Origin of the sequence: Klebsiella sp. H-Nf2 (assembly GCF_002806645.1) — a bacterium.
GTDB lineage: Bacteria > Pseudomonadota > Gammaproteobacteria > Enterobacterales > Enterobacteriaceae > Klebsiella > Klebsiella variicola.
In genome coordinates this window covers 55,368-79,974 of record NZ_PIBL01000001.1, presented here as the reverse complement: position 1 = coordinate 79,974, position 24,607 = coordinate 55,368, and the positions used below count along the sequence as shown (strand labels likewise).

At 52.0% G+C, this 24,607-nt stretch carries 30 protein-coding genes; 10 read left to right on the top strand and 20 right to left on the bottom strand.

Annotation, left to right across the window (positions count from 1 at the left end):
- Positions 1-367: 367 nt before the first annotated feature.
- The 12 genes from CWM58_RS28040 to CWM58_RS00375 form a co-directional block, all read right to left on the bottom strand.
- Entirely contained in the window at positions 368-646 is a 279-nt protein-coding gene (locus CWM58_RS28040) for a hypothetical protein (RefSeq protein ID WP_133122403.1), read from the bottom strand.
- A gap of 39 nt (positions 647-685) precedes the next feature.
- On the bottom strand, positions 686-1,438 hold the full coding sequence (locus tag CWM58_RS28035) for a hypothetical protein (RefSeq protein ID WP_133122402.1): 753 nt from the start codon (positions 1,436-1,438) through the stop codon (positions 686-688).
- Between the two features lie 655 nt (positions 1,439-2,093).
- The gene (locus CWM58_RS28030; protein ID WP_133122401.1) at positions 2,094-2,390 is read right to left on the bottom strand and encodes a hypothetical protein; all 297 of its coding nucleotides are present in this window, start codon (positions 2,388-2,390) and stop codon (positions 2,094-2,096) included.
- Positions 2,391-2,408: 18 nt separating this feature from the next.
- Positions 2,409-2,711 (bottom strand): hypothetical protein, encoded by a 303-nt coding sequence (locus CWM58_RS28025; RefSeq protein ID WP_133122400.1) that lies wholly within the window; start codon positions 2,709-2,711, stop codon positions 2,409-2,411.
- Positions 2,712-3,143: 432 nt separating this feature from the next.
- Entirely contained in the window at positions 3,144-5,771 is a 2,628-nt protein-coding gene (locus tag CWM58_RS00415) for a replication endonuclease (protein WP_100679926.1), read from the bottom strand.
- Positions 5,772-5,788: 17 nt separating this feature from the next.
- Positions 5,789-6,745, bottom strand: coding sequence for a DNA adenine methylase (locus CWM58_RS00410; protein ID WP_100679925.1), 957 nt, complete (start codon positions 6,743-6,745; stop codon positions 5,789-5,791).
- A 232-nt stretch (positions 6,746-6,977) separates the two neighbouring features.
- On the bottom strand, positions 6,978-7,532 hold the full coding sequence (locus CWM58_RS00400; protein WP_227520688.1) for a 3'-5' exonuclease: 555 nt from the start codon (positions 7,530-7,532) through the stop codon (positions 6,978-6,980).
- 8 nt (positions 7,533-7,540) lie between these two features.
- Positions 7,541-7,765: a hypothetical protein gene (locus tag CWM58_RS00395; protein ID WP_038989666.1), complete on the bottom strand. Its 225-nt coding sequence runs from the start codon at positions 7,763-7,765 to the stop codon at positions 7,541-7,543.
- A 68-nt stretch (positions 7,766-7,833) separates the two neighbouring features.
- Positions 7,834-8,106: a hypothetical protein gene (locus CWM58_RS00390; protein WP_038989664.1), complete on the bottom strand. Its 273-nt coding sequence runs from the start codon at positions 8,104-8,106 to the stop codon at positions 7,834-7,836.
- A 15-nt stretch (positions 8,107-8,121) separates the two neighbouring features.
- A complete protein-coding gene (locus CWM58_RS00385) occupies positions 8,122-8,499 on the bottom strand; it encodes a hypothetical protein (RefSeq protein ID WP_032432798.1) in 378 nt (125 codons plus the stop codon).
- A 15-nt stretch (positions 8,500-8,514) separates the two neighbouring features.
- On the bottom strand, positions 8,515-8,733 hold the full coding sequence (locus CWM58_RS00380; RefSeq protein WP_100679923.1) for a DUF4761 domain-containing protein: 219 nt from the start codon (positions 8,731-8,733) through the stop codon (positions 8,515-8,517).
- Positions 8,734-8,753: 20 nt separating this feature from the next.
- Complete coding sequence (locus CWM58_RS00375) at positions 8,754-9,032, bottom strand: regulatory phage cox family protein (RefSeq protein WP_020806130.1); 279 nt, start codon at positions 9,030-9,032, stop codon at positions 8,754-8,756.
- A 120-nt stretch (positions 9,033-9,152) separates the two neighbouring features.
- Here CWM58_RS00375 and CWM58_RS00370 point away from each other — a divergent pair, with 120 nt between their 5' ends.
- The 6 genes from CWM58_RS00370 to CWM58_RS00345 all read left to right on the top strand — a co-directional run bounded on the left by CWM58_RS00370 (position 9,153) and on the right by CWM58_RS00345 (position 12,307).
- The gene (locus tag CWM58_RS00370) at positions 9,153-9,452 is read left to right on the top strand and encodes a helix-turn-helix domain-containing protein (RefSeq protein ID WP_004213095.1); all 300 of its coding nucleotides are present in this window, start codon (positions 9,153-9,155) and stop codon (positions 9,450-9,452) included.
- 115 nt (positions 9,453-9,567) lie between these two features.
- Positions 9,568-10,551, top strand: a complete 984-nt coding sequence (locus CWM58_RS00365) for a tyrosine-type recombinase/integrase (RefSeq protein ID WP_065810437.1) — start codon at positions 9,568-9,570, stop codon at positions 10,549-10,551.
- Positions 10,552-10,815: 264 nt separating this feature from the next.
- On the top strand, positions 10,816-11,829 hold the full coding sequence (locus CWM58_RS00360; RefSeq protein WP_100679922.1) for a sensor domain-containing diguanylate cyclase: 1,014 nt from the start codon (positions 10,816-10,818) through the stop codon (positions 11,827-11,829).
- A 57-nt stretch (positions 11,830-11,886) separates the two neighbouring features.
- A complete protein-coding gene (locus CWM58_RS00355; RefSeq protein WP_004150782.1) occupies positions 11,887-11,988 on the top strand; it encodes a YoaK family small membrane protein in 102 nt (33 codons plus the stop codon).
- Positions 11,988-12,062: a protein YoaJ gene (gene yoaJ, locus CWM58_RS29505; protein WP_004213093.1), complete on the top strand. Its 75-nt coding sequence runs from the start codon at positions 11,988-11,990 to the stop codon at positions 12,060-12,062. Before CWM58_RS00355 ends, yoaJ begins: the two co-directional genes overlap by 1 nt.
- A gap of 119 nt (positions 12,063-12,181) precedes the next feature.
- Positions 12,182-12,307 carry a hypothetical protein gene (locus CWM58_RS00345; RefSeq protein ID WP_012542130.1) on the top strand — a complete coding sequence of 42 codons (126 nt, stop codon included), beginning with the start codon at positions 12,182-12,184 and terminating at the stop codon, positions 12,305-12,307.
- 59 nt (positions 12,308-12,366) lie between these two features.
- On the opposite strand, the gene CWM58_RS00340 is transcribed toward CWM58_RS00345, so the two are convergent.
- The 4 genes from CWM58_RS00340 to fraE form a co-directional block, all read right to left on the bottom strand.
- Complete coding sequence (locus CWM58_RS00340; RefSeq protein WP_100679921.1) at positions 12,367-12,630, bottom strand: DUF2534 family protein; 264 nt, start codon at positions 12,628-12,630, stop codon at positions 12,367-12,369.
- 130 nt (positions 12,631-12,760) lie between these two features.
- A complete protein-coding gene (gene leuE, locus CWM58_RS00335) occupies positions 12,761-13,399 on the bottom strand; it encodes a leucine efflux protein LeuE (RefSeq protein ID WP_061155011.1) in 639 nt (212 codons plus the stop codon).
- Positions 13,400-13,488: 89 nt separating this feature from the next.
- Positions 13,489-14,403, bottom strand: coding sequence for a kdo(2)-lipid IV(A) palmitoleoyltransferase (gene lpxP / locus CWM58_RS00330; protein ID WP_061155012.1), 915 nt, complete (start codon positions 14,401-14,403; stop codon positions 13,489-13,491).
- Positions 14,404-15,060: 657 nt separating this feature from the next.
- The gene (gene fraE / locus CWM58_RS00325; RefSeq protein ID WP_012542131.1) at positions 15,061-16,104 is read right to left on the bottom strand and encodes a fructose-asparagine asparaginase; all 1,044 of its coding nucleotides are present in this window, start codon (positions 16,102-16,104) and stop codon (positions 15,061-15,063) included.
- A gap of 309 nt (positions 16,105-16,413) precedes the next feature.
- Between fraE and CWM58_RS00320 the strand changes: the two genes are divergently transcribed.
- Both CWM58_RS00320 and CWM58_RS00315 read left to right on the top strand, forming a co-directional pair.
- Positions 16,414-17,622, top strand: coding sequence for an HD domain-containing phosphohydrolase (locus tag CWM58_RS00320; RefSeq protein WP_061155013.1), 1,209 nt, complete (start codon positions 16,414-16,416; stop codon positions 17,620-17,622).
- 72 nt (positions 17,623-17,694) lie between these two features.
- A complete protein-coding gene (locus CWM58_RS00315; RefSeq protein WP_100679920.1) occupies positions 17,695-19,479 on the top strand; it encodes a sensor domain-containing diguanylate cyclase in 1,785 nt (594 codons plus the stop codon).
- Here the strand turns inward: CWM58_RS00315 and CWM58_RS00310 are convergent.
- Positions 19,441-20,376, bottom strand: a complete 936-nt coding sequence (locus CWM58_RS00310) for a LysR substrate-binding domain-containing protein (protein WP_100679919.1) — start codon at positions 20,374-20,376, stop codon at positions 19,441-19,443. The two genes, CWM58_RS00315 and CWM58_RS00310, sit on opposite strands and share 39 nt — an antisense overlap.
- Positions 20,377-20,496: 120 nt before the next feature.
- Here CWM58_RS00310 and CWM58_RS00305 point away from each other — a divergent pair, with 120 nt between their 5' ends.
- Positions 20,497-21,999 (top strand): UbiD family decarboxylase, encoded by a 1,503-nt coding sequence (locus CWM58_RS00305; protein ID WP_100679918.1) that lies wholly within the window; start codon positions 20,497-20,499, stop codon positions 21,997-21,999.
- Positions 22,000-22,074: 75 nt separating this feature from the next.
- Here CWM58_RS00305 and CWM58_RS00300 read toward each other — a convergent pair whose 3' ends face one another.
- Both CWM58_RS00300 and CWM58_RS00295 read right to left on the bottom strand, forming a co-directional pair.
- Positions 22,075-22,485: a Spy/CpxP family protein refolding chaperone gene (locus CWM58_RS00300; RefSeq protein ID WP_100679917.1), complete on the bottom strand. Its 411-nt coding sequence runs from the start codon at positions 22,483-22,485 to the stop codon at positions 22,075-22,077.
- A 129-nt stretch (positions 22,486-22,614) separates the two neighbouring features.
- Positions 22,615-23,301: an EAL domain-containing protein gene (locus CWM58_RS00295; RefSeq protein WP_061155017.1), complete on the bottom strand. Its 687-nt coding sequence runs from the start codon at positions 23,299-23,301 to the stop codon at positions 22,615-22,617.
- Between the two features lie 466 nt (positions 23,302-23,767).
- Here CWM58_RS00295 and CWM58_RS28020 point away from each other — a divergent pair, with 466 nt between their 5' ends.
- The gene (locus tag CWM58_RS28020) at positions 23,768-23,956 is read left to right on the top strand and encodes a hypothetical protein (RefSeq protein WP_133122399.1); all 189 of its coding nucleotides are present in this window, start codon (positions 23,768-23,770) and stop codon (positions 23,954-23,956) included.
- On the opposite strand, the gene CWM58_RS00290 is transcribed toward CWM58_RS28020, so the two are convergent.
- Complete coding sequence (locus CWM58_RS00290) at positions 23,935-24,567, bottom strand: DNA-binding protein (protein ID WP_100679916.1); 633 nt, start codon at positions 24,565-24,567, stop codon at positions 23,935-23,937. The genes CWM58_RS28020 and CWM58_RS00290 overlap by 22 nt on opposite strands.
- Positions 24,568-24,607: the final 40 nt, after the last annotated feature.

The window sequence follows — 24,607 nt, the reverse complement described above, 5'->3', positions numbered from 1 at the left end:
TTGTGCGGATTTGTGCGCTATTATGCATCGCGCTGAAACTGACTATCTTTGTTTAAGAAGTGTTCTTCATAGCAGATGCATATTTCATCTGCCTATCGCTATGTTTAATGTCCATTCTGAACGGACAACGGAAGTTAGCCTCACACGGACATAATCAATCTGTAGGAAGATATCTAAAAGTGAATGGTTCGGATTACAGGGATACATACAAAGGCTTATCGGATCAGAGAGATGGTCAGGTAACATCATAAAAACAATATGTTACCTGATGCTAGCTTAATGCGACAGAACCTTATTTTGCGCATGCGCAAAATAAACCGTCGGTCAGATGGCCTCATACGGAACAGCAAGTCAAAAACCTAATAATTCAGTAGCACGTACCCTGAACATAATCACATTCCTTTTTGGTAGTGCAATATCCGTATCCACCGGCACGGCAGTTACAATCATTAGGTGGTGTGCATTGCATGACTTCAGGTGACTGCATAAGTAATTTTTTCTGCGCAGGAGTCAGAGCTTGAAGCAGGATAGCATTTTGGGCTTTAAGCTGAGTAATCGTCATTTGGTCTTTAGGTTGCTCAGCAAAAGAATGGAAACTAAAAAATAAGAATGATGAAAGCAAGAATATAAAATATTTAGACTTCATAATAACACCCTCTACATGTATAAAAACGAACCCCAGATATTACTTTTTAGATAAAACAGTAAAATAGACACGATACGGTTTAAAGGCATCTTCGATAGATGCATTTATACACCAATATGCACCATCCTTTCGGTTGCTGCTTCCAGTAAAGACTTTCTCATAGCCCTGAGAAAAAAAAAGACCGCCACAATGTTCACCAGACTTACAAACCCACATTTCCTTGTACTTATTCTCGTTGATATTTGGAGGGAAAATATCTGCTGTGCATAGAACGTGGTCAACTACAGGAACCGAAACTTTAGATACACAGAGTTCGACTGTCTTAGTCGAAGCGGGAACAGCTAGAACCTGTGAATTGCCTGCAATGGGTCTTTGCATAAAGGGGTAGGTGTTTTCAACTGGGCCTGGACAATCTAGGGCAGGTACAGGTGCTGGAACATGCGGTTCACCTGGTGGCGTAGCAGGAGGTTTTGGGAGGGAGTTACAGTCCTGCACGTTCATAACAACATAGGAATATGAACCAGGCTTAATAGTAGAGTATTGAAATGGCATCTCGGAACCATTTGTTAAATTTTTAAAATGTGTTCCTTGATCATCATATTGATTATTCCTGTATATATTTACATCACCACTTTTACAACTACTACAATTATTTGAGATTATTGCTAAAGTTTTACCACCAATGCTTGATTGAGTTCTGACCCCGATACATGAACGATTATCGGCAAGCGAAGAAAAAGACGGTATTGAAAGAGTTAATAGGAAAAAAGACCTATAGTTCAACATGATCATAGATAAGCGCCTACATGGGGAAGGGTTATATAATTATAGCGTTTGATCAGCATTTGTGTAAGTATCCCTTCAAAATAGATCATCCACTTTTAGAGAGTCTCTGGCACTCCAACCCCCACTATTGGCACTGATGTGCCTATAAGATTGGGCTTATCTCAGTTCCTGTCATTACCAGAGCAAACCTGAGCTAATATACTGAGAACCTATCGCAATAGTAATTTTTGAGTTAACTCAGACTATTACTATTGCGATAGGTTCTTAGAAGATAAAGATAGAGAACAATATAAATATGGGGACAATAGATATAACATCCGTCCAAAATCTGGCAATAAATATATCAAAAAGACCCTAGAAAACACCTAACGAACGAGCAAGCACAGCCATCTAGAAGATCAATATTATCAATGCTTGCAGAAACGTTAAACAATCCGATAATGAATGTAACTAAATCAATTCAAGATATAATAAATGAAGATTCATCACCTCAATTAATCGAAAGAAAATAAATCCTGAGATTGACTTATCAGAAAACTCAAATAACAAATATGATATAGCACCTTCGTTAGGTCTTAACTTGGGACGTTGTAAGTAACAAGGATAGTCAATAACAAAGATAACTCAAACTTTTACTATCAACTATTCCTTATAATGCACTCTATATGTAATTAACCGAAATCCCAAATGCACTATCGAATGTTTTTCCATCCATAGTAAATGTAAATGTCTCCCCTGGATTTAAATCCTTCGATATAGAGGCACCTAGAGCAAGAGCTAAAATGGCTCTCACTTTTTTAGATGATTTGTTTGTGACTTGACAAAAAGGGGTGCAGGTTGCTGAAACCTCACCTTTAGCATTCCCCACAACCCCACCTAATATAGGTCCTGCAAGGGAAGGCAATGATATTGAAAACCCAAACAAGGCAATTGCAACAAAGTATTGTAATCGATTCATTTTAAGTTCCTCGGATAATTAATCCAATTGACATTCATCCCAGTCGCATCGATTCCAGACTCCTCGCCCGGAACCACAAACTTCGGGATTAGCCTCTCGCTGTGCGAAAATAAAAGTTTGTTCAGTTGTGAACACTTCATCTTTTTGCACTTTGCCTACCAAATGAATTACTTCGTTATCTAATGCATTTGGAGAGTTTCCCGCCCTTATTTCAACCTCACAAAAACTCTTACCCATCCTATAAGACTTTGGTTCTGCGTGTAATGTAGGTGTCAAAACAAACAACAACAACGTGATTAAAAATGCAACAGACTTTTCCATCTTCCCCTCGACATATCATGCTGACAAACACTTACAATTTAGACTCTGCTTTCATTTAGTGCTAAATAACATTTAGAAATATCAGTTAGGTTTGTACATAACATATTAAACCCGCGCAATAAAAGAGAGCCCCCATATTATTAGCAAGATTACAAACCTACAGTGATAATTCTGGGCGGGATTCACTGTATTCATGATTAGTTGCAACACCAAATACCAATACCAGGCCTACAGTCGGACGCAGTCGCGAGACACGGCACGACTCCATGATCATGCATCTTTCCGTTTCGACAATATGCCTACCTCGCATGCTCTTCAGCCATAGCTTATCGCCTGGGGCCGGCACTGATGGCAGATCCAGGACTATCTCAGGGCGAGTACTCTTTTTAAGCCAAGTAACGATATCTTCATGAATTTCTACAGTGAACGTGGTCATAACTTCTTCCTGATAGCCCCTTGACAGCGATCAAGCAACTCACTTTGTTTGATTAATGATACCGGGGCGTGGTTGGCGTGTTTAAACAACCGGCGCTCCACTATTAACTCCCCTTCTCTGATGGCAAATTCCATTTCGCCACGCGACAGAATGCAACCACCTACTAATAATCTAACCTCCCCGTCACTGAGAATGATATTACGTCTATTCAGTTCGGCGATCGCATGGTCAGGCACTTCTTGCGAGATCCCGCTAATCCCTTGCTGCGGTGAGTTTCGCCCTTGACCGGTCGCTGCCGTGCCGTTCTGTTGAAGTAAAGCTGCCTCTGAATTTTTCTTTTTGAATTCCGAAGCCGCTGCGGCGTAACTGTCCGCACGCCGCAGCGCCTCGATCCGTAACTGCTCGCGCCAGCGCTGCTCTGCCTCTTCCTGCGTCAGGTTCATATCTTTCGCGGCGGTGACTTTTGGCCCCCACGCCAGCGCGGTTTCGTCATCAATCGACGAACGCAGGCCACGCGCAGTACGCGTGAAGGCTTGGTCTGAATTTTCGCGGGCGGATTTTCTTAGCCTACTGGTGATCTCCAGCCTTTGCTGGCGTGAATATCGCCTTAAATCTTCGATATTCAGCGGAAGTTCTGTCATTGAACTGTCGTCTGGCGATGTTTTATTAGCTAGTACTGCTGTTTCTGATTGTGGTTTTTCATTCCAATCGGAGCGCCCCGTACAGTTATTGACAGAACTCCAAGGGGCCGCGTCGCGGCCTTCTAAGGTCAAATTCTCGACCGACGACAGCTTACGCTTCGGTACGATTTTGTAATCATTGGTACGGGTATAAATGACCGATTCACTGATCGTAAACGGACAATAGACGCCGCTGATTTTGGCGACTGTGTCACCATAATCATTGCCGTTTTCGGTGTATTCGTAATTGAGGCGAACACGCAAACAATCGCGAGTTACAAACGGGCCGCCCTGGGCGTTGACGTATCCCGGCCAATCAGGCGCATCAGCCGCAGCGCGGGCAGCTTCAAGTTCCGGGTGCAAAACAAGCTCACGACTTCCCAGGCGCCTTAGCTCGCGCCAGGTGGATACAGGCGCGCCTCCAATCTGCTGAAACTGGCGAATGCTCCAGCGTGAAGCCCACGCCCGCACTCGCTTTGCCATCTCTTTAACGGGTTTGCCTGACTCGTGATCAAACTCGCCATCCATTCCATAGCCGTCGATATTTTTTGAGATGTACTTTGCGATGTATCCCGTTGCCGATCCAAACTCTTCATCAATTGGTTTGGCAGTAAAACGATACTGAGCCGCGCCGGGTTCGCTTCCATCCATCTGGAGGGCGTACTCATGAAAAATTTTAGTGGCAAGCTCCACCTCTTCCGGGCGGAGAAATAACAGCAGGTGCCAGTGCGGCGTTCCGTCGTGATGAGGTTCGGCTACACGAAAACCAAATGTGCGGAAACCTTCCCTTCCCCATTTGGCGCGTACACGTGACCAGACGTTGCAAAGGTACTTTTGAGTTTTGCGTGGGCTGGCATTGCAGTATTTATCGTTGCGCTTGCCGGAATGCACATGCGTGGCGTGATAACGTGACGGTGCGGTCAACGTGTAGAACATGCCAACCAGTCCCATCTCGTTAGCCATATCCTCAAAACCGCGCATGCGCACCATCAATTCGTGACGGGCGATCTTCGGGTTGGAAACGCTGCCCATGACCTTGTCGAGCAAGGAGGTACGCTCGCCAGTGTCCTGGTCTTCCAGCTCCATCGCCTGAAGGTATTCAAAGTTGGCTTTTTTTTGAGCTACCCACTCCCTGAGGCAAGGTTCAGAGCAATAAGGGGATGCCACTTTGCTGACGTAGCTAGTGGCGATCATGAGGTGCTCACGCCAACGGTCATGAATTTTGCGGAGCTTACCTAGCCACCACTTTTCCTTTTGAAGTCTAGCAATGACACGTAATGCATCTTCTGCTGTCAGTACTTCATCGCAATACTGTTTCCAACCAGGGATTGCAATGTTGAGTGAGGTCGCTTTACTGGCAATGGCGCCGTAAGCGTAGATCGTGGAAAACTCCACATCTGCCGTTTTCTCGTACCGAAAATCAAACTCGCGCATAAACTCGCTTTTCATCAGGTTCGCGAGCTTATACGCCAGTCTTTTCAGGCGCTTTTTATCTGCCCATGGCAGCAGATGAAAATCATCACGTAGCGGAAAGAGAATTGCAGGCAGATTACCTTGTGGCAGATATTGTGCGTTTACCGCATCAACTCGACGCAATACATGGCGCTCAAACGTATTGAATAACCAGCGTACAGCCTCTTTCGGGTTCCTACGGTCCAGAGTTTCCAGGTGCATTGAAAAACGCTTGCGGATAAACGCAGGGAGAGCCTGGACGCGGCGCCGCAGATGACGCGCCAGTCTTGTGCGATCAAATGCCCTGCGCGCCTCCCCATCACGAGGGCGCAACGGTACCCGATAAACAACATCAACAAGATCGCTATAGGCAAGTGCCTTACGCTCGCCTTTTGGGGTGAGATACTCAATTGCAGACTCTTCGGCGTTGCTTGGATTAATAGCCCGCCGTTGGGCATTCCAGCTCCATGCCAGGGCTGTGGAATCAGGCATAGCTCACCGTCGTTATCTTATTTTGCCTGGGCTACGCCACAACAAGCCGGCACGCCAAACATTTCGGCATATGCCGCATCGCCCATCACCGCCCCACAGTCCGGGCAACCTCCACCACCAGAACGACCGCAACCGCCGCACACGCGAAGTACGCCAATAACTTCACCGGCCATATGGCGGGTTTTGGCGCTAACGGAACGTCGAACTCTGAATGCGTGGAGATTGAAAGCGGAGTAGATCTGGCGTGTTTCTGGTGTGTCGCTATTCGAGATGACCGAGCGCGTTCCAAGCTGACGATTAACGTCCAGCAACGCCGTAACCAAAGCGCGGTGATCATCCAGGGTAAATGGCTTGCCGTAAGCGGTAAAATTGGCTGTTTTGCTAGTCGGGATGTACGGCGGATCGCAGTAAATCACGGAGTCCAGGCTATTCCTGGCGACGTACGGAATGGAAGTACGAAAATCATTACAAAGAAAGAGCGCGTGAGTATCCCGCGCCTTTTCGGCAAATAGGCGCATTTCTACTTCTGGAAAATAAGGCGCCTTATAGCTGCCAAAGGGAACATTGAAACCGCCATCCCTGTTGGTGCGATAAAGCCCGTTAAAGCAGTGGCGGTTCAGGTATAAAAATGATGCCGCCCACCGTACAACGTAATCATCTGCACACTCGTCATCCCACGACAGGTGGTTGAACAACTTGCGCTCTTCGTAATAGCTATCTTCGTTATTGCCATTTCTGAATACGTTCCTGGCGATCAGTATCAATCTTTCTGGGTCTTCCCTGAGCGCGAGGAAGAAATTAATCAGTGCGCGATTGCTGTCACAAAGCACATAGCGGCGGTATTCCGTATTCATAAAGACTGTGCCACTGCCTACAAAAGGCTCAATCAAGCAATCGGCTTTAGGTAAGTGTTTCAGCAGCTCCGGCAACACGCGGGTTTTACCGCCAGCCCATTTAAGAGGTGACTTAATCATTTGCGGCATTCCTGGTTATAGGTTTCATGGGTCATCAGTCGCCACTGCTTACCACCGTTTTTGCTGAGCAAACGCCAACGGAGGCCAATGCGGATCACGAGATAGGCGTGTGGCTTGACGCGGGTGTAATTACGCTGTCCACGAGCAAAGCAATTCAGGGCGGCAAGCGCCCTCTTACAAACCGGCAACGGCGCGTTACAAACAACAGACAGACGCGAATGCATGGCGGCCCTCATAGCGATCCAATGTATGGAGAGGTCAGGCGCTGCCAGATTTCGCAGACTTGCTCCGCTTGATATCGCGCGTCAGTGAGCGTGTAACGTGCCAGGGCGCTTCTCGCATGAGGCGCATAGTCTGTGGCAGCAGCAAGGTCGAGTAGTGAACGAATGCAGCGGTATTTTGTGCCTTCAGGGAAAATGCCTGACACCTCTAAGCGATCCACGGCATAACGAAGTGAAACCAGTTTTTCCGGGGCATCTTTGAACCATACGAATAACGCCGCGTTCCGGGGACAGGTATTGTCGGCGATGAAAGCAGCAAGGCTGCAAAGTGCATCTTCTCCAGCTTCGGTTGCGCTCATTACTTCGGCGCGCCAGTGAGAGTCTTTTTTCATCCAATCGAATGCCGTACTAATGCTGATACGGCCCTTCAAGCTTTCAGATTTACGAATGTCTATCGAAGAATAAAAAACCTTTCCGATCTGCCCTGTTGAGGGTTCAAAAAACACAGCTTCAATGGCACACAAAGGTGATGACGGTTTCTTACTAACGTTAATCAAATCGATCATTACGTGATTCATGGTCTACTGCCCTCGCTGGTGATTGTTTCGTGGTTGGCTATCCACTGCTCAAGTGCTGAATAAATCTCTTCGGGGGTAAGGCCTTGCTCTTTCAGCAGGCCCATGCGGATGCGCAGCAATCCGAGTAAGTGGGCGCGCTCGCTTTTGCGCGCATTGGTGCTGATTCCCATAAACTCTGGATCGCTTATTCCGCTTTCCAGCTTTATTGACGTAACCGACATGCAACCTCCTGAAAAAGGCAAAACGAATCCCCGGCAAAGTGAATGCCGTTATTTTTAAAGCGGGTTAATTAATTGTTTGGGCGTGGTTTTCTTTTAATCTGCTTAAATATCCTTTCATGCCAGTAATACATGAAATCAATAAAGGTCATTCGCGCGCGATCGTGATTACCGCGTATTGCTTTTTCGAGCCCGTAAATGATTAAATCTTTAGACGGGCTTTTTGAGCTAATGGTGATACGAGCACCATTTTTTAGATGTACAGTGAACCCCTGCTCGGCACTTTCCACTGCTTCTCGAATCAGCATTTCCTGTTCCCAGGATGTTTTTTCTTCGGTGAACATGGCGTACTCCGATGATCAGTTAAAGCGAGGGGGCTCCAGCCGCCAGGAGGCTCTAGCTCCCAGTTTCAGGTGTTCCAGGATCTCCGGTGTAACCTCTACGGTTACAGCCTGCGGCTGAACAAACTTCATAGCCTTCTTTAGTTGCTCAGCGTCCAGAGATAGCAGGTCGTATGGTTTAGGGATATCACCATCGGTCACGGAAATAATGATGTTGCGGAGTTCTTCAAGAGTGCATTCATCATTCTCGCCTTGAAGCATTGCGAAATGATAAAGGTGGGATACGCCATGGCGTAAAAGCTGGAGAGAGTAATCATGATTCCATTCCAGAAACTCTTTATTGAAATGGAAGCATTGTAAAAGCGAGTTAATTTTGTCTGCATATTCGAGTTTCATTTTCGCTCCCAGAGATTAAAAAGCAATAAACCGCTTTTTATTCATGATTCTGTCAATCGTTCGGCATGCTTCGGATAAAGCAAAGTCAATGCCGTAATAATGGCCTGTGTGCGTAATTTGATAGCGCTCGCGGTTGTACGGTTTTTTGCGTGGGAGTTTCAGAATAGTAAAACCACAGTAGAGGCTGGTTTTGCTATTGAGCTGTGATACTGATCCGCGGCTACCGTTCTTCATGTTTCCTCTCCTGAAACCAGCTATCGACCTGGCTCACCGAGACCAAGCCACATCAACCACCCTTCCCTGATCTCCTTTGGACGACTTTCGTAGGCCAGTTTCATGCCGTTGTTCCAGGCTGGAAGGTAAACCCAGTATTCGCCGGCACGGCCAGAAGTAGACTGGGGATCGGTCATCTCGATTACAGGTAACTTCCCTTTCTCGATCATGCCCTTCACCGCAGCAGGGGTTTTCCCGATGAGTCTGGCGAACTCCTGATAAGGCACAGCATCCGTGCTACTTACAAGCTGTTTGCTCATCTGTTACATTCTCCTTTAGGGTAATTAATTGCTCTTAATGGGTTTTAATTGCCCGTTAAGAGACTTACTCAAATGAAGATTTATTATCCATACGCGTAATATTTTCCCAAAGAGGTTTTTATGTCAATCCCTATTTCAGAGAAGTTGAAGCTTATCAGGGAGTCAGAACGGCTTAATCGTAGGCAATTCAGTGAGTTAACAGGAGTAATTTACAGCACACTTTCTGGCTATGAGGCTGGTACAAAAAGTGCGAGCCTTGAACCAATCATGAAAATCTTCCAACACCCTAGATTCGTGAAATACACACTGTGGTTTATGACCGATCAGGTTTCGCCTGAAGCCGGTCAAATCGCACCGGCCCTCGCACACTTTGGGCAAGACTTAACAACCTCGCAGCACTCAGACCAAAAGACTGGTTAACAATTAACCAGTCCTACATACATTTCAAATGTCTATTATTGGTCGAAAAGTATTCATCACATAATTGCAACGCGTTGAGGCCGAAAGGCAAACGCACCCATCGGAGGGTTTTCTTATGACTATTAAGAAACTCGATGATGGTCGATATGAAGTGGACATCAGGCCTGCTGGTCGCAATGGAAAGCGTATCCGCAGGAAGTTTGATAAGAAAAGTGAAGCGGTAGCTTTCGAGAAGCATACCCAGTTCAACCACCACACCAAAGAATGGTTATCAAAACCGACGGATAAGCGGCATCTGTCTGAACTGATACAGCTTTGGTGGAATTTGAAAGGCAAGCATGAGGAGCACGGTCGGATAAACCGCAATAAGTTAGACGTGTTTTGCAGGATTACCGACGATCCTTGTGCTTTTCAGATTACGAAAGCGCTGATTAGTCAGTATTACGCGGCAAGAAGAAGTCAGGGCATTAAAGCATCTACCATTAACCGTGACCTCAACAGCATCAGTGGTATGTTCACAGCGCTAATCGAGGCCGAGTTATTTTCAGGTGAACATCCGATCAGGGGCAGGAAGAAGTTGAAAGAAGAAGTCCCCGAAACTGGCTATCTGACAGAGGACGAAATCAAGCACTTGCTCTTTAGACTGGATGGCGACAACAAGAAGATAGCCGTTCTTTGTTTAAGTACAGGTGCTCGTTGGGGTGAAGCGGCTCGACTCAAGGCGGAACACATCATACAGAACCGTGTGACGTTCGTTAAAACCAAGAGTAACAAGCAGCGGACTGTTCCAGTATCAGCGGAAGTGGCAAAACTCATAGCAGATGGTAAGCGAGGGTTGTTATTTGGTAAGGCGTCGTATTCTGACTTCAGGCAGATACTCAGGGAGGTAAAACCTGATCTTCCGACCGGCCAGGCGACGCATGCACTACGCCACAGTTTCGCGACGCACTTTATGATTAATGGAGGAAGCATCATTACGTTACAGAGGATCCTTGGGCATGCGCGAATTGAGCAAACTATGGCCTACGCTCACTTTGCGCCCGAATACCTCCAGGACGCAATCTCACTTAACCCGCTGAGAGGTGGTGCTGATGCGTAAAATGTCCACATTATGTCCACACTTAGGTAGGTAAATATGGCTTTCAACGGTCTTGCGCGCCGCGCAACCCCGCATTGCACCGTTGAAAGCCGTAGTATCTGGGGTGGCTAACGCACCCGACGGGGCTTTTTTTCCTTCCGCGTGGACAAGTATTCCCCAAACAGATGTGATAAATTTAAAAATATCACTGTTTATTCGACGCTGATGTCCGTTTGCAGCCCATTATGCTGGGGTGACGTTTGGCGTGCTGGAGCTGTATTATTCATGTCAGATTTTATTCTTGCCCGGGTGTCGCAAACCCTCGCTGCGGAACAGTCCCTGGAAACCCTGGTGCGCCAGCTGCTGGAGATGCTGGAGGCGGTGACCCGAATGGAGTCCACCTATCTTACCCGCATCGATATCAACGCCCAGCGGCAGCAGGTGATGTTCGCCCACAACAGCAGCGAAATGCAGATCCCGGAAGGATTCTCCGTCCCTTGGGATGAATCCCTGTGCAAACGCGCCCTAGAGGATCAGTGCACGTTTAGCAACGACGTGGCCCATCGCTGGCACTCCTGCATCGCCGCCCAGGAGCTGGGGATCGCCACCTTTTTAAGCATTCCTGTGCGCCTGGCCGACGGCTCTCTGTTCGGTACCCTCTGCGCCACCAGCCGACAGAAACAACCTTATAATCTCGAAGGCGAGCAGGTGATGGGGCTGTTCGCCCGGCTTATTTCCCACTACGTGGAAAAAGACACCCTGGTGCAACAGCTGCAGGCGGCTAACGTCGCGCTGGAGCTGCACTCGTCGACCGATGAACTCACCCAGCTCCCAAATCGCCGTGCGCTGTTTAAGCAGCTGGCGTTACGCTTTGCCTCCGCCCGCGCCCAGCAGCAGCAGGTCTCGCTGATTTTTATCGATCTCGACGGTTTCAAAGCCATTAACGATCGGTTCGGTCATCCGTGCGGCGACAGCTTTCTGGTGCAGGTCGGCGAACGACTCACCGCCGTCGCGCGCCGTGAGGATATCGTTGGTCGCCTTGGCGGCGATGAGTTTTTGATCGTCGGTAGCGCCCAGGATCCCGCGGCGCAGCAAGCGTATGTCGCGATCCTGCGCCAGGCCCTGTGCGGTGTCTACTTCCTCGGCGAGCAGCGTATCGACTATGAGGGAGCCAGTTTCGGGGTGATCATCTGCGATCCGCAGAGTATCGATGTTGAAGCGGCCTTGCGCGCCGCCGATGAGGCGATGTACCAGGATAAGAAGTCCCGCCGTCAGGAGAATTTCATTCATATTGACTAAAGTACCGTGATATCCAGTATCATGCTGGGCATCATTCGTGGGTACAGGGACACTATCATGAAATTGGGTATTCTTTTCCCGGTGGCGATCTTTATTATCGCCGTCGTCTTTCTCGGCTGGTTTTTCGTCGGCGGCTATGCGGCGCCGGGTGGGGCATAATGAAAAAAAGCACCATTATCATGCTGGTTGTCGCCATCGTGGCGGTGGCTGGCACCCAGTTCGGCTGGTGGTGATCGCGGCGGCGATATTGCGGAGTTATCCTATCCCATCAACAAGTTAACCCTTTACACTCACGTTATCCACCGCGGCATTCTCTGCCCCGGGGAAAGCAGAATAGCGGGAGAAGTAAGGGATGAAAAAACCGATCGTGTTACCGTTGATTATTGCGCTGTGCACGCTGTTATCGGGATGCATTATTGACGATGGGTACCACGCCCATCGCCATCACCACCATCATCACTATCATGACGATGATTAATCCTTCAGGCTGTTGATGGGCCGATAAGACAGGGCGAACCACGGTTCGCCCGTTGACGCTTAATCCTGACGCTCATCGTCGAGGAAAATAAAGCCGAGAGGAATAGCGAAGAGCGCGGTAAAGACAATGCTGTAAACCGTCACCATCGCCCCCTGCAGGAAGAACATGGACGTCGTCCACTCCGAGTACGGCATATTGTACTCGCTCACCACGCCCCCGAAGGTCGCCCGCCCCACTACCGCCAGCGCGATAGCAAACACCGCCGCGAGCGACAGACAGTATTTTTTGCAGTTTTTATTGCTGAGGAGTTTTTGCAGAATCATCGGGGCTTCCTTTTTGCTGAGCGATAAACGGCTGTATATGTAACACCAATGCAATAAAAAATGAAGGGTTTTTGTTACAGGGCAGAATAAGAGATGGCGGGCCGGTCAGCAGGTAACCGGCCCGTGGGGATCAGGACTGCAGAGTAGCCAGGCGCGCGGCAAACCCAACGAAAACCAGACCAATCAGGCTGTTGCCAAGTTTGGCCAGCTTCTTACGGGTTTTGACGTAGCGGGTGACAAACGAGCCGGAGAGGATCAAAAAGCTCATATAGCAGAAGCTAATCACCTCGAGGGTCAGCGCCAGAATAAAGAACGCCACGCCGGGCGCTTTGGCGTTGACATCGATAAACTGCACGAAAAACGACACATAGAACAGAATCGCTTTCGGATTGGTCAGACTCAGGGTCAGAGAGCGCTTGAGGATCGCGCTCGCCGGCTCCGCGCTGGCATCGGTCTGGCCATCGCGCTGGGTCAGCACCGCGTAGAGCATTTTGCCCCCCAGCCACAGCAGGTAGATCGCCCCGAGGTAGCGGACGACGTTAAACAGCACCGGCGTGGTCTTAATCAGCGTCGCCACGCCGGCAAAGGCCAGAAACATCAGCACCGCGTCGCCAATAAAGACGCCCGCCGCTGCCAGATAGCCTTTCTTCACGCCGTGGGCAATGCCCGTCTTCAGCACAAAAAACGTATTAGGGCCAGGGACGAGGATGATAAACACCGCCCCGACCAGGTAGGTCAAATAATTCAGAACACCAAACTCAGCGAACACTCTGCACTCCTTCGCGCACGACTAAAACATGATCCGGCTCACGTTACCCCAACTGTCGGGATTTTGAAAGCGCAGCCTGTGCGGGAAGGTTAATAGACGGAAGGTTCACCCAGCGGGCGGGTTTTAAATCGACGGTGTACCCACAGATACTGCTCGGGGGCGCGCAAAATCTCGCGCTCGATGACCTTGTTGATATAGCCGGCAGCGATCTGCTTATCTTCACCCGGATAATCATTCATCACTTCGCTAATGTGCAGACTGTAGCCCTTGCGACCCAGCTTGCGGACCATACTGATGCTCAGCATTTTCGCACCCGATAAACGGGACAGGACATAGGTGCCGTTAGTGGTCGCCGCCTGCGGGACAGAGAAAAACGGCGCAAACACGCTGCCCTTAGGACCGTAATCCTGGTCGGGAGCAAACCACACCGCTTCGCCTGATTTTAAGGCATGCACCAGACCGGTCAGGTTGTTGCGATCGATCATCGCTTTGTTCGAACGCAGGCGACCACGGGTTTGCACCCACTCCATCAGCGGGCTGTTGTGCGGACGATAAGTGGCCATCATTGGACGGCACAGTCCCATCGCGCGTCCGCCCAGCTCCAGCGACATAAAATGCACGCCGACCACCATCACCCCTTTGCCGCCGCTAAGCGCATGATTAAGATTGGCGAATCCTTCGACATCAAACCATTTCTTGACCCGCTCGTCGCTCCAGAACCAGGCCATGCCGGTTTCGATAAGCCCCATTCCCAGCGACATAAAGTTTTGATCGATCAGGGTCTCGCGCGCCGCCGGCGACATGTCCGGGAAGCAGAGCTCAATATTGCGCCGGGCGATATGTTCGCGGCGTTTGAGAAAGCGTCGGGAGAGGCGACCCGCGCTGGTGCCAATAAAATGCAGCAGCGGATAAGGCAGTTGCACGATTAACCAGAGGATGCCGAGCCCAAACCAGGTCAGCCAGTTGCGCGGGTGTAAAAGTTGTTTATTAAATACGCAGGCCATGATTTTTCCTGTAAACATTCATTATGTGGTAACGCTTAAGGAAAACAGAATCCATTTATCATCATTAGGCGGTACGTACAGCAAGTTCGACAATACTAATCCGCTGAAATTCACTCCGGCAAGTAAAAAACAACTTGCTGACAAAAAAACATAATTGCGGCACAAATGTTACCAAATGTAAACTTAAATCTTATCCTCTCCTTAATATATTCATCGTGCATATCATTTTCACGCTAATCATCAGCGTTACTAACAGGCATAACCGAAACCCGCCGCGAGGACGCCTTGTCTGCCGGGGACTGAGCCCGCTCAGCCACGTGGCCCGCAGCCTGCCCGCGTCCACAAGATCGTCGTCTGTGCCGCGAAAGAATAAAAGCGCTCCCGCTTCAGAGTGAAACATTTTTTATCCGTCGGCATAAGGAATATTAAAATCGCCTTAAGGGAATAATTAAGAATAGACTTATTTAAAGATGCTTTAAAAATAAGCGTCTTGCCAGTTGTTTGCACTGTAATACCGCCCTCACCCGCCGTAAAAAAAATATTTCTTTACGCCTTATACGCATAAAGCGCGGCATTTAGCGCGGACAGTGACCCGGCATCGGGTCACTGTGGGGCAAACCGCAGCGAAGGCGTGAACGACGCCCTGGCCGCAGAGGATCAGTAGGTGTGGAAATATTGCTGGATCAGCTGCGGATCTTTCGTTTGCGTCAGCGCGGTCATCAACAGAATACGCGCTTTCGCTGGGTTGAGGGAGTCGGACACCAGCCCGGGCTGGCTGTCATCCGGCGGCACGACACCGCTGCCGGTACGGGAGGCGCGAACCACCACGATACCCGCCTGCTGCGCTTTTTTGATGCCCGCAGCGCTACGTACCGACACCGACCCCGCCCCGGTTCCGGCATAGATAATACCGTCGGCATGATGGGCGATCGCCGCATCGTACATATACTCCGGGTCGTCCTGGTAACCATAAATGATCACCACCTTCGGCAGGGTCTTCAACTGGCGGACATCGAACACCGAGCGCAGCGTGTGAATTTTATCCACTCGCGTCTCGAACTGGGGTTTTCCGCCCACCACGACGCCAAGGTAGCCCTCCTCCGGCGCCCGGAAGGTATCCAGCGAAGTGGCATTGGTTTTGGTGACGAAGCGCGCCGCGCCGATGCGGTCGTTCAGCACCACCATCACCCCGCGTCCCCGGGCATCAGGATCGGCAGCGACCGTGACCGCTTCCAGCAGGTTCATCGGCCCGTCGGCGCTGATCGCCGTCGCCGGACGCATCGCCGCGGTAAAGACCACCGGCTTGTTGCTTTTCACCGTCAGATTGAGGAAATAAGGAGTTTCATCGAGGGTGTCCGTGCCGTGGGTGATCACCACGCCATCGACATCATCCCGGGCCAATAACGCATTCACCCGCTTCGAGAGTTCCAGAATAATGTCACTGGTCATATTCTCACTGCCGATATTCGCCACCTGCTCGCCTTCGACGTGGGCGATTTTACTCATTTCCGGCACGGCGTTAATCAGCGTCTGCACCCCAATCGCCCCGGCTTTATAACCCGTTGTCTGGGTATTGCTGGCCGCCGAACCGGCAATCGTCCCGCCGGTGGCTAAAATAACGATATGCGGTAGACGCGTCTCGCTAAACGCCAGGCTGCTCATCGTCAGTAACGCAATGGTAAGTAATGCTCTAAAATTCATACAGGCCACTCCCTTCATAGACATTAATCAAACTAACGCTTGCTTAATGCAAAGGGCTTGCCAGAATTTATTTATTTTTTGGGGGGGAAATGGTTAACTATCAGACAATAATAAGGTTCTCGCATCAACATCGCCCAAATCTGGTGCATGGCTGGCTCTGAACCGGGCAGGCGCTATGAACCTGATACATTCTGGGTACTAACCTGTTCAGCAACAAACAACACAACACGCATTGCGATCAGATTATCGACACTTCCGTCACCCGCGAGGTCATTTTTGCCCGCCAGGTAACGCGTACGGAGAACAGAAATGCGTATTGCCCTGAAGTCAGCGCTGATGCTGACGACCAGAGTCATTCAGATCATTAACCCTGAACTGCACCGGCATATGCAACGAACGGCCTTAATCGCCCTAACACTGGCGCAGAGGCTGGGGCTGCCTGCCGAGCGGCAACAGACCATTTTTTGCGCCGCGCTGCTGCATGATATCGGCGTGCTGGGAGATAAACGCACCATTCATTCGCTGGATGCCATCGATAACATCTACGATCCGCATCAGCGCCAGGGAGCGGCGATGCTGGAAGGGTTAGTGACCTTTCTGCCCATTGTCCCCTTCATTCGCGATCACCATTTTAGCCCGGACCACCGGGGTAGCCGCGAACAGCATATTGTCTACTTTGCCGATGCCTTTGAACGGCTGCTGCCTGCCGGGAGTCACGTGGCCACCTGGCCCACGCGGGCAGTAGTGGAGCAGTTCGTGTCTTTGCACCGGGAAATCGATCCACCGCTGTGCGATATGCTATGTGAGGTCGCTGAAAATGCGAACTTCTGGCAGCATCTTCATCCCGGCCATATTCAACGGCTGCTGGAGATCATTGCCCCTATCAACACGCTGTATCTGGATATTCATGGTCTGAAAGATGTCTGCCTGCTGATTGCCAAAATTGTCGACACCTACAGCAGCTTTACCGCCAGCCATAGCATCATGGTGGGGGAAATTGCCCGCCAGCTTGCCCGCTGGATGCCGCTGCCGGAGCCCACCTGCCAGCAAATTCAGATTGCCGGCTACCTGCATGATATTGGTAAGGTCTATATCCCGCTCTCCATCCTCGAAAAAGAGGGCGAGCTGGATGAGGACGAACTGAACCAGGTGCGCGAGCACAGCTATATGACCGGCGAAATCCTCAGCGACTACAGCGAACTTGGCGACATTATTAACTGGGCGTCAAATCACCATGAAAAACTGGACGGCAGCGGCTACCCTCTGCATCTCGAAAAAAATCATCTGACCCTCGCCGACCGTATTATCTCTATCGCCGATATTTTCACCGCGCTGACCGAAGATCGCCCTTATCGCAAAGGGATGGCCTGGCAGGAGGCCTTACAGATCATCGAAGCGGATGTTATAAATGGCGCTCTGGATAGCGATGTCTTTCTCGTTTTGCGCCACCATGCAGAAACGCTGCACGCCATCATTCTTCAGGCCCTCGAACACCCCCGCAGCGAGCACCGCCCCTGAAGCGGGCCCCGTCAAGGCGGGGGGCGAGTTCTATAATTAAAACAGCTTCATCTGCATGCAAGGAAATACAGGGTGAGAATCGCCACCATCACCAACTGGGCTTACGGGATCACCGTCGGCCTGACGCTGGCATCCGGCAGCGCCATGCTCATGGCCTCCAGCGCCGACCGCGTCGAACGCCAGGCGGTACAGCAGCGCCAGGTCTTTGATACCCTCTCCGACGAGGTGGAAAACGACGCCTGGGCGCAGTCTGACCTCGCCCGGCTGTACGTGGTTAAGCCTTCGCCGGAGACGCTTACGCAGTATCAGCAGCTGCAGCAGGCCAACAAGAGCATTGAGCAGCGGCTGGCCAGGCTGAAAGATAACGGCGCCAGCCGCGAGGAGCTGGCACTACTGCACGATGGCCTGCAGATCGCCGATGAGCTGCAGGATGAGCAGCAGGCGGCCCTGACGCATGTCGCCCGCGGCGATGCGCCAGCGGCCATCGCCGTGCTGTACGGCAAAGCGTATGAGACCGAACTGGAACGAATGCAGACGCAGATCGATCACTTCCGCCTGATGCTTGAGCATCGCGCCGCCGCCGCCATTGACCAAGCCACCGAGCGCTCGCGGACCTGGCGCACCCTGTCGGAAATCATGGTCGGCCTGACCGCCCTGATGTTTTTGTTTGTCCTCGGCTTCATTCTCAAACGCCGGGTACTGTATCCGGTGGTGCGCCTGAGCGATGTGGTGCAGCGTCTCGCCTCCCAGGATTATGCGGTGGAGACGCCGCAGTTCACCCAGGTGGATGAGATTGGCGATATGGCTCAGGCTATCCGCATTTTTCGCGAGAACGGTCTGGCCCGCCAGCAGCTGGAACAGCAACGCGACGCCGACTGGGCGATCCGTGAACTGCTGGCGCGTATGACCCAGCGCCTGCAGGGCTGTGAAACCATTGAGGATGTGATTAAGGTGGCGGAGCTGTTCGCGCCGAACATCGCCCCGACGATCCCCGGTAAACTGTATATTCTGGATACCGATCCGTGGCAGATGCGCTGCGTGGCGCAGTGGCTGTCGCCCGCCGAGGAGACGACGCCCTTTGCTCCCGACGACTGCTGGGCGATACGTCGGGGACTCAGCCATCCGCCGGTGCAGGGTGAGCCCGATATCACCTGCTATCATCTGCCGGAGGCGCACGCCGGCCAGTCCCTCTGCGTACCGCTCATCGCCCAGGGCGAAGCGATCGGTCTGCTGAGCTTTCAGAACGTCACCGCCAGTGACGCCCCTTCCCGGGCTTACCTGGAGCTGATGGCCGAAGCGCTGGGGCTGGCGCTCGCCAATCAGCGTTTACGCAGCGCCCTGCTGGAAAAAGCGCTGTTCGATTCGCTGACCGGCCTGCGTAATCGCCATCATCTTGATGAAGCGCTGCACTCGCAGATGGCGCTGGCGGTCCATACCCACACCCCGCTGAGCTGCCTGATGATTGACATCGATCACTTCAAAGCCATCAATGACCGCTACGGCCATGAGGCCGGGGATCTGGTGATTAAGAGCGTCGCGACCATTGTGCAGCGCGCGGTGCGCGATATCGGCATGGCTTTCCGCTACGGCGGCGAGGAGTTTTTAGTGTTGCTACCCGGCATTGACGAAGCCGAGGCGCACCAGTGCGCCAGCGAGATCTACACCCAGGTGCACAATATGACGCTGCGCGATGGTCTGACCGAGATAGGCCAGGTGGATGTATCGATTGGCATCGCCAGCTACCCGCAGCACACCCAAAGCGACAGCCTGCTGCGCGCAGCGGACGCCGCGCTGTACCGGGCGAAAGAGCTGGGCCGCTCAAGAATTGTCAGCTTTGGTCGCCTGAAGACCGGCTAACCGGGATGATGGCTCAGTGGCATTGAGCAGCGAGATAACTTTCCGCACCACCGCCGAACGGAGATGGCGGTGGTAAACCATGCTCAGCTCGCTCTCCGCCAGCCGGTCCTGGAGATCGATATACACCACGTTATCAAGGCGTAAGGCCCGCGCCGAGACCGGAACCAGCGCCACCCCCACCCCAGCGGAGACCAGGCTAATCATCGAGGTGACGTCGTTAATTCGCTGCACCACCTGCGGCGTAAAGCCCGCGACGCGACAGGCGTCAATAAACACCTGCTCCAGTCCGGTGCCCTGCGGATCGTCAAGCGAGATCCAGTTGTCAGTGCGCAGCGAGGCGAGATTGAGCGCCCCCACGCCTGCCAGCGGATGCTGTTGATAGAGCGCCAGACACAGTTTTTCCCGCACAAATGGCCTGACCACCAACGCGTCCGGTGGTGAAGCCAACGGCGCGCGGATGATAGCGATATCCAGACGCAGATCCAGCAGCGCTTCATACAGCATTTGCACATCACCCTGCACCAGCGACAGCTCAATCCCCGGCCAGTCGGCGCGCAGCTCGCGCAGGAGCCCCGGCAGTTTGCTGTCATACATCGCACTGGAGACATAACCCAGATGCAATCTCCCCTGCTCGCCTCGCGCGGTGCGCTGGGCGTCCAGGACCGCCTGATCGGCCATCTCCAGCGCCAGCCGCGTCTTCTGCAAGAAGGCCTCGCCCGCGGCGGTAAGGGTCAAGCGCCGGTTAGCGCGAGAGAAGAGCACCACGCCCAGGCGCTGCTCGAGTTGTTTAATCTGCTGGCTGAGGGCGGGTTGGGCGATATGTAACCGCTCCGCCGCCCGATGCATATGTAATTCTTCAGCAACGACCACAAAATGGCGTAACGCTCGAAAAGACATGGCCGAACTCCGCGGAGTAAATTGATAATAAAAATCTTATCAATAACGCATGAATGATGCAATTGATAACCATTAGCCTGCGAAGCATACTATCCGCATCGACACGCTAAGGAGAACATCATGACCGCACCGATTCAGGATCTGCGCGACGCTATCGCGCTGCTGCAACAGCATGACAATCAGTACCTCGAAACCGATCATCCGGTTGACCCTAACGCTGAGCTGGCCGGCGTCTATCGCCACATCGGCGCGGGCGGCACCGTGAAGCGCCCCACCCGCATCGGCCCGGCGATGATGTTTAACAATATTAAGGGCTATCCGCACTCGCGCATCCTGGTGGGCATGCACGCCAGCCGCCAGCGGGCCGCGCTGCTGCTGGGCTGCGAAGCCTCACAGCTGGCGCTGGAAGTAGGCAAAGCGGTGAAAAAACCGGTCGCGCCGGTGGTCGTTCCGGCCAGCAGCGCCCCCTGTCAGGAACAGGTCTTTCTGGCCGACGATCCGGATTTTGATTTGCGCACCCTGCTCCCGGCGCCCACCAACACCCCGATCGACGCCGGTCCCTTCTTCTGCCTGGGCCTGGCGCTGGCCAGCGATCCCGACGACGCCTCGCTCACCGACGTCACCATCCACCGCTTGTGCGTCCAGGGCCGGGATGAGCTGTCGATGTTTCTCGCCGCTGGCCGCCATATCGAAGTGTTTCGCCAGAAAGCCGAGGCCGCTGGCAAACCGCTGCCGATAACCATCAATATGGGACTCGATCCGGCTATCTATATCGGCGCCTGCTTTGAAGCGCCGACCACCCCGTTTGGCTATAACGAACTGGGCGTCGCCGGCGCGCTGCGTCAGCGTCCGGTAGAGCTGGTACAGGGCGTCAGCGTCCCGGAGAAAGCCATCGCTCGCGCCGAGATCGTTATCGAAGGGGAACTGCTGCCGGGCGTACGCGTCAGAGAGGATCAGCACACCAACAGCGGCCACGCGATGCCGGAGTTTCCTGGCTACTGCGGCGGCGCCAATCCGTCGCTGCCGGTGATAAAAGTCAAAGCGGTGACCATGCGAAACAATGCGATTCTGCAGACGCTGGTAGGGCCGGGCGAAGAGCATACCACCCTCGCCGGGCTGCCAACGGAAGCCAGTATCTGGAATGCCGTTGAAGCCGCTATCCCGGGCTTTTTACAAAATGTCTACGCCCACACCGCGGGCGGCGGTAAATTCCTCGGGATCCTGCAGGTGAAAAAACGCCAGCCCGCCGACGAAGGGCGTCAGGGGCAGGCCGCGCTGGTAGCACTGGCGACCTATTCCGAGCTGAAAAATATCATTCTGGTCGATGAAGATGTCGATATCTTTGACAGCGACGATATCCTGTGGGCCATGACCACCCGCATGCAGGGGGATGTCAGCATCACGACGATCCCCGGCATTCGTGGTCACCAGTTGGATCCTTCCCAGACCCCGGCATACAGCACGTCGATCCGCGGAGAGGGTATCAGTTGCAAGACGATTTTCGATTGCACGGTGCCGTGGGCGCTAAAATCACACTTCGAGCGCGCACCGTTTGCCGATGTCGATCCGCGTCCGTTTGCGCCGGAGTATTTTGCCCGGCTGGAAAAAAACCACGGTCAGTAAAATCAGGTGATAGCCGCCGGAGCACGGCGGCATCTTCCGAGCCAGTATCACCTGCAACGGGTGGCTGACGCAGGGTTAGTTGATCGCGGCGGAAAGGTCTTTTTTCACCTGCTCACGCTGCTCGGGGGTCAGCACCTGGCTCACGTCGAAGTAGTATTTCACACGATAATATCGCACCTGCTGGTCCAACTGGCCAAAGGCGGCCAGCTGCTGTTTGACCTTAGCGTCGTCCCATTTTCCGGAGTGAATAACGTCTGCCAGGGCACCATCCTGATAGCCGCTGATTTTAATCTGGATTACATTATTTTCGAATCCCTGACGCAGCGTCTGGATTTTGGCGACCTGCTCTTCACTCAGCTTCAGGTGCTGGACGACCGGATCCTGCGAGACAGACGGTACGTCGGCGGAGGTCGACGCCTGGCTGGCTGCCGTAAAGCAGGTGGTCAGCGCAATGGCGAGCAGGGTGTTACGCAAGCGAGTATTCACAGTGAATGATCCTTCAGAAAAGAAAATGAGAGGCGATTATCACTGCGCTAATAAAGACTATCTGTAACAAAGGGTTAATTTAAAACTGGATAAAAAAAGGATGGTAAGAAACAGAAATCAGATCCCGGGTCAGCAGCACAGAAAGATATATTCATCCTTCCAGTAACGGCCCTGTCCAATGATATCCCCGGCGGCGCTGATTAACTGTTTTTGCTTTTCGGTTTCAATACCCTCAACGATCACATGGCTGGTCAGGGTATGAATAGACTGCAACAGCCCGGGAAAAGCGGGGTCGTTTTCTTTATCCCAGAAGTAATCTTTATCCACTTTGACACAATCGAAGCGGAAGCGCTCGAGCAGCGGGAAGGACGTCCGTCCGCGGCCAAAATCATCCAGCCAGACCGGGCAAAGCGCCGCCAGCGTGCTCAGCGCCGTCAGCTCACGTCCGGCGATAAACTCGTGAAAGTTCTCATTTATTTCCAGAGCAATGTGTTTACAGGAGCGCAGGAAATCACAGAGATAGCGATCCGTCAGAATAAAGTGGCTTAATAAATCATCAATGTTCAGCGATATCGGCTTATTATCGACCCGGGCAAAATCAAATACGGAAAGTAACTCGATTTGCCGAATAAATAGAGCAAGCTTGTCGCGTTCGGTGAGCGTGGAGAAAGAAAACGTCGACGCAGAGGTGGTATTTTGTGCAGGTGCTATAATATCTTTAGTGAGCAATTCCCACGAGTGGTAGCCGCCATCGTCACTAATAGCGGGCTCCAGAACGAAGCGATAAGAGGTATTTTTCACGTTTTCTTCAACCATTTAAAAAATACCAAAAATAAGAAAGGGTTAAAGCATGTCATATATTTTCCGCCAACAAAAATAGTTTAAAGTGATCGATAATAATCATTCGATAGTTAAAAGCTATCAAGATATAATTTATTGATCGGTAAATTGAATTAATATAAATTAGCCACTGCTGTAACACTCTCTTAAATGTCAATTAAAATATCGTTTCAAACCAGCCAGTTACCAGAGCAATCTGCGTAAAGCATGGTCACTTCACGCGTTGTCCCGCCAGGTAAAAAAGAGCGGTGTAATAAAAATGAAAAATACAAGCCGCCAATTTTAGTCATATCATTATGCCGAATATGAATAACGCCGATCTCTGCGGCGACTCTTCGCCTGGCATGTCATGAATCCTCAATAAAAAAATGTGATCCCGTCGACAAAACGTCATACTTTACCGCTACCCTGCAACGAGGAAGAGTGAAGTGGATGACAGGCAGTGAAAAAAATAAACGTGATTCCGCTGGGGCTGATGCTATTAATGCTCATCGCCAGCGCGTGGCTGGGACCTGCGCCGCAGCACACCGGCAGAATGCAGTGCGTTTGGTTTGACGGGGCAATGGTGAGCTGCCTGCAAAAGCAACGGCTTGGCGAAGGCTCACCGCATCATTCGCTGGTCAGACGATAAACCGGTACCCGCCGGAGGGTGTTGAACAGATTGTCGCTGACTTCCACCTCTTCGGTGACAATTCCCATGCCGGACCGACGCAATTGCGCAATGTCCGCCGCCACCCGCTGACTGCCGAACCAGAATAGCGCATCAAGCGCGGTAACCGGCAAGCCGGCAAGTAGCGCATGGCGAAGTCGCTCCCGGGCCGGCTTTATCTCGCGGGCAATCTGCTGGTACGGGGCCGCCGTCGGTCCCTGCGGATCGACGCGACGGATACGGTTTGACAGGTGGTACTGGAAGGTCTCCGGAATCGCCTGTAAATCCTGCTTCAGACTGTAGACACAACCGTAGCGTTTGCCGTTGAAAACGGCGGCTTTACGGTTGAGCTGCAGCGCCTCGCGCACATCCGCGATCAGCTGTGGCGCGCGCACCAGCTGCAGGCGAAAAGGCAGTTCGAAGCTGGTGACATAGTCGACGTTCAATAGCGCAATGCGCAGACGCTCCTCAGCCCCGGCCTGCAGCTGACGACACTCCAGAAAGACCTCACGCCACTGCGCTCTGAGCCGTGGCGACTCACCGGCTTCGGTAAACTGGTATTTTTCAATATCGTAATCAATTCTCCCGGCCACCGCGCATTCCTTTCTGAATCAGTCCGGCGTCATAATAACA

Bases quoted from the DNA above. Each gene is read 5' to 3' on its own strand.
- CWM58_RS28040 (WP_133122403.1), bottom strand. From the start codon at position 646: ATGAAGTCTAAATATTTTATATTCTTGCTTTCATCATTCTTATTTTTT.
- CWM58_RS28035 (WP_133122402.1), bottom strand. From the start codon at position 1,438: ATGATCATGTTGAACTATAGGTCTTTTTTCCTATTAACTCTTTCAATA.
- CWM58_RS28030 (WP_133122401.1), bottom strand. From the start codon at position 2,390: ATGAATCGATTACAATACTTTGTTGCAATTGCCTTGTTTGGGTTTTCA.
- CWM58_RS28025 (WP_133122400.1), bottom strand. From the start codon at position 2,711: ATGGAAAAGTCTGTTGCATTTTTAATCACGTTGTTGTTGTTTGTTTTG.
- CWM58_RS00415 (WP_100679926.1), bottom strand. From the start codon at position 5,771: ATGCCTGATTCCACAGCCCTGGCATGGAGCTGGAATGCCCAACGGCGG.
- CWM58_RS00410 (WP_100679925.1), bottom strand. From the start codon at position 6,745: ATGATTAAGTCACCTCTTAAATGGGCTGGCGGTAAAACCCGCGTGTTG.
- CWM58_RS00400 (WP_227520688.1), bottom strand. From the start codon at position 7,532: ATGATCGATTTGATTAACGTTAGTAAGAAACCGTCATCACCTTTGTGT.
- CWM58_RS00395 (WP_038989666.1), bottom strand. From the start codon at position 7,765: ATGTCGGTTACGTCAATAAAGCTGGAAAGCGGAATAAGCGATCCAGAG.
- CWM58_RS00390 (WP_038989664.1), bottom strand. From the start codon at position 8,106: ATGTTCACCGAAGAAAAAACATCCTGGGAACAGGAAATGCTGATTCGA.
- CWM58_RS00385 (WP_032432798.1), bottom strand. From the start codon at position 8,499: ATGAAACTCGAATATGCAGACAAAATTAACTCGCTTTTACAATGCTTC.
- CWM58_RS00380 (WP_100679923.1), bottom strand. From the start codon at position 8,733: ATGAAGAACGGTAGCCGCGGATCAGTATCACAGCTCAATAGCAAAACC.
- CWM58_RS00375 (WP_020806130.1), bottom strand. From the start codon at position 9,032: ATGAGCAAACAGCTTGTAAGTAGCACGGATGCTGTGCCTTATCAGGAG.
- CWM58_RS00370 (WP_004213095.1), top strand. From the start codon at position 9,153: ATGTCAATCCCTATTTCAGAGAAGTTGAAGCTTATCAGGGAGTCAGAA.
- CWM58_RS00365 (WP_065810437.1), top strand. From the start codon at position 9,568: ATGACTATTAAGAAACTCGATGATGGTCGATATGAAGTGGACATCAGG.
- CWM58_RS00360 (WP_100679922.1), top strand. From the start codon at position 10,816: ATGTCAGATTTTATTCTTGCCCGGGTGTCGCAAACCCTCGCTGCGGAA.
- CWM58_RS00355 (WP_004150782.1), top strand. From the start codon at position 11,887: ATGAAATTGGGTATTCTTTTCCCGGTGGCGATCTTTATTATCGCCGTC.
- CWM58_RS00345 (WP_012542130.1), top strand. From the start codon at position 12,182: ATGAAAAAACCGATCGTGTTACCGTTGATTATTGCGCTGTGCACGCTG.
- CWM58_RS00340 (WP_100679921.1), bottom strand. From the start codon at position 12,630: ATGATTCTGCAAAAACTCCTCAGCAATAAAAACTGCAAAAAATACTGT.
- lpxP (WP_061155012.1), bottom strand. From the start codon at position 14,403: ATGGCCTGCGTATTTAATAAACAACTTTTACACCCGCGCAACTGGCTG.
- fraE (WP_012542131.1), bottom strand. From the start codon at position 16,104: ATGAATTTTAGAGCATTACTTACCATTGCGTTACTGACGATGAGCAGC.
- CWM58_RS00320 (WP_061155013.1), top strand. From the start codon at position 16,414: ATGCGTATTGCCCTGAAGTCAGCGCTGATGCTGACGACCAGAGTCATT.
- CWM58_RS00310 (WP_100679919.1), bottom strand. From the start codon at position 20,376: ATGTCTTTTCGAGCGTTACGCCATTTTGTGGTCGTTGCTGAAGAATTA.
- CWM58_RS00305 (WP_100679918.1), top strand. From the start codon at position 20,497: ATGACCGCACCGATTCAGGATCTGCGCGACGCTATCGCGCTGCTGCAA.
- CWM58_RS00295 (WP_061155017.1), bottom strand. From the start codon at position 23,301: ATGGTTGAAGAAAACGTGAAAAATACCTCTTATCGCTTCGTTCTGGAG.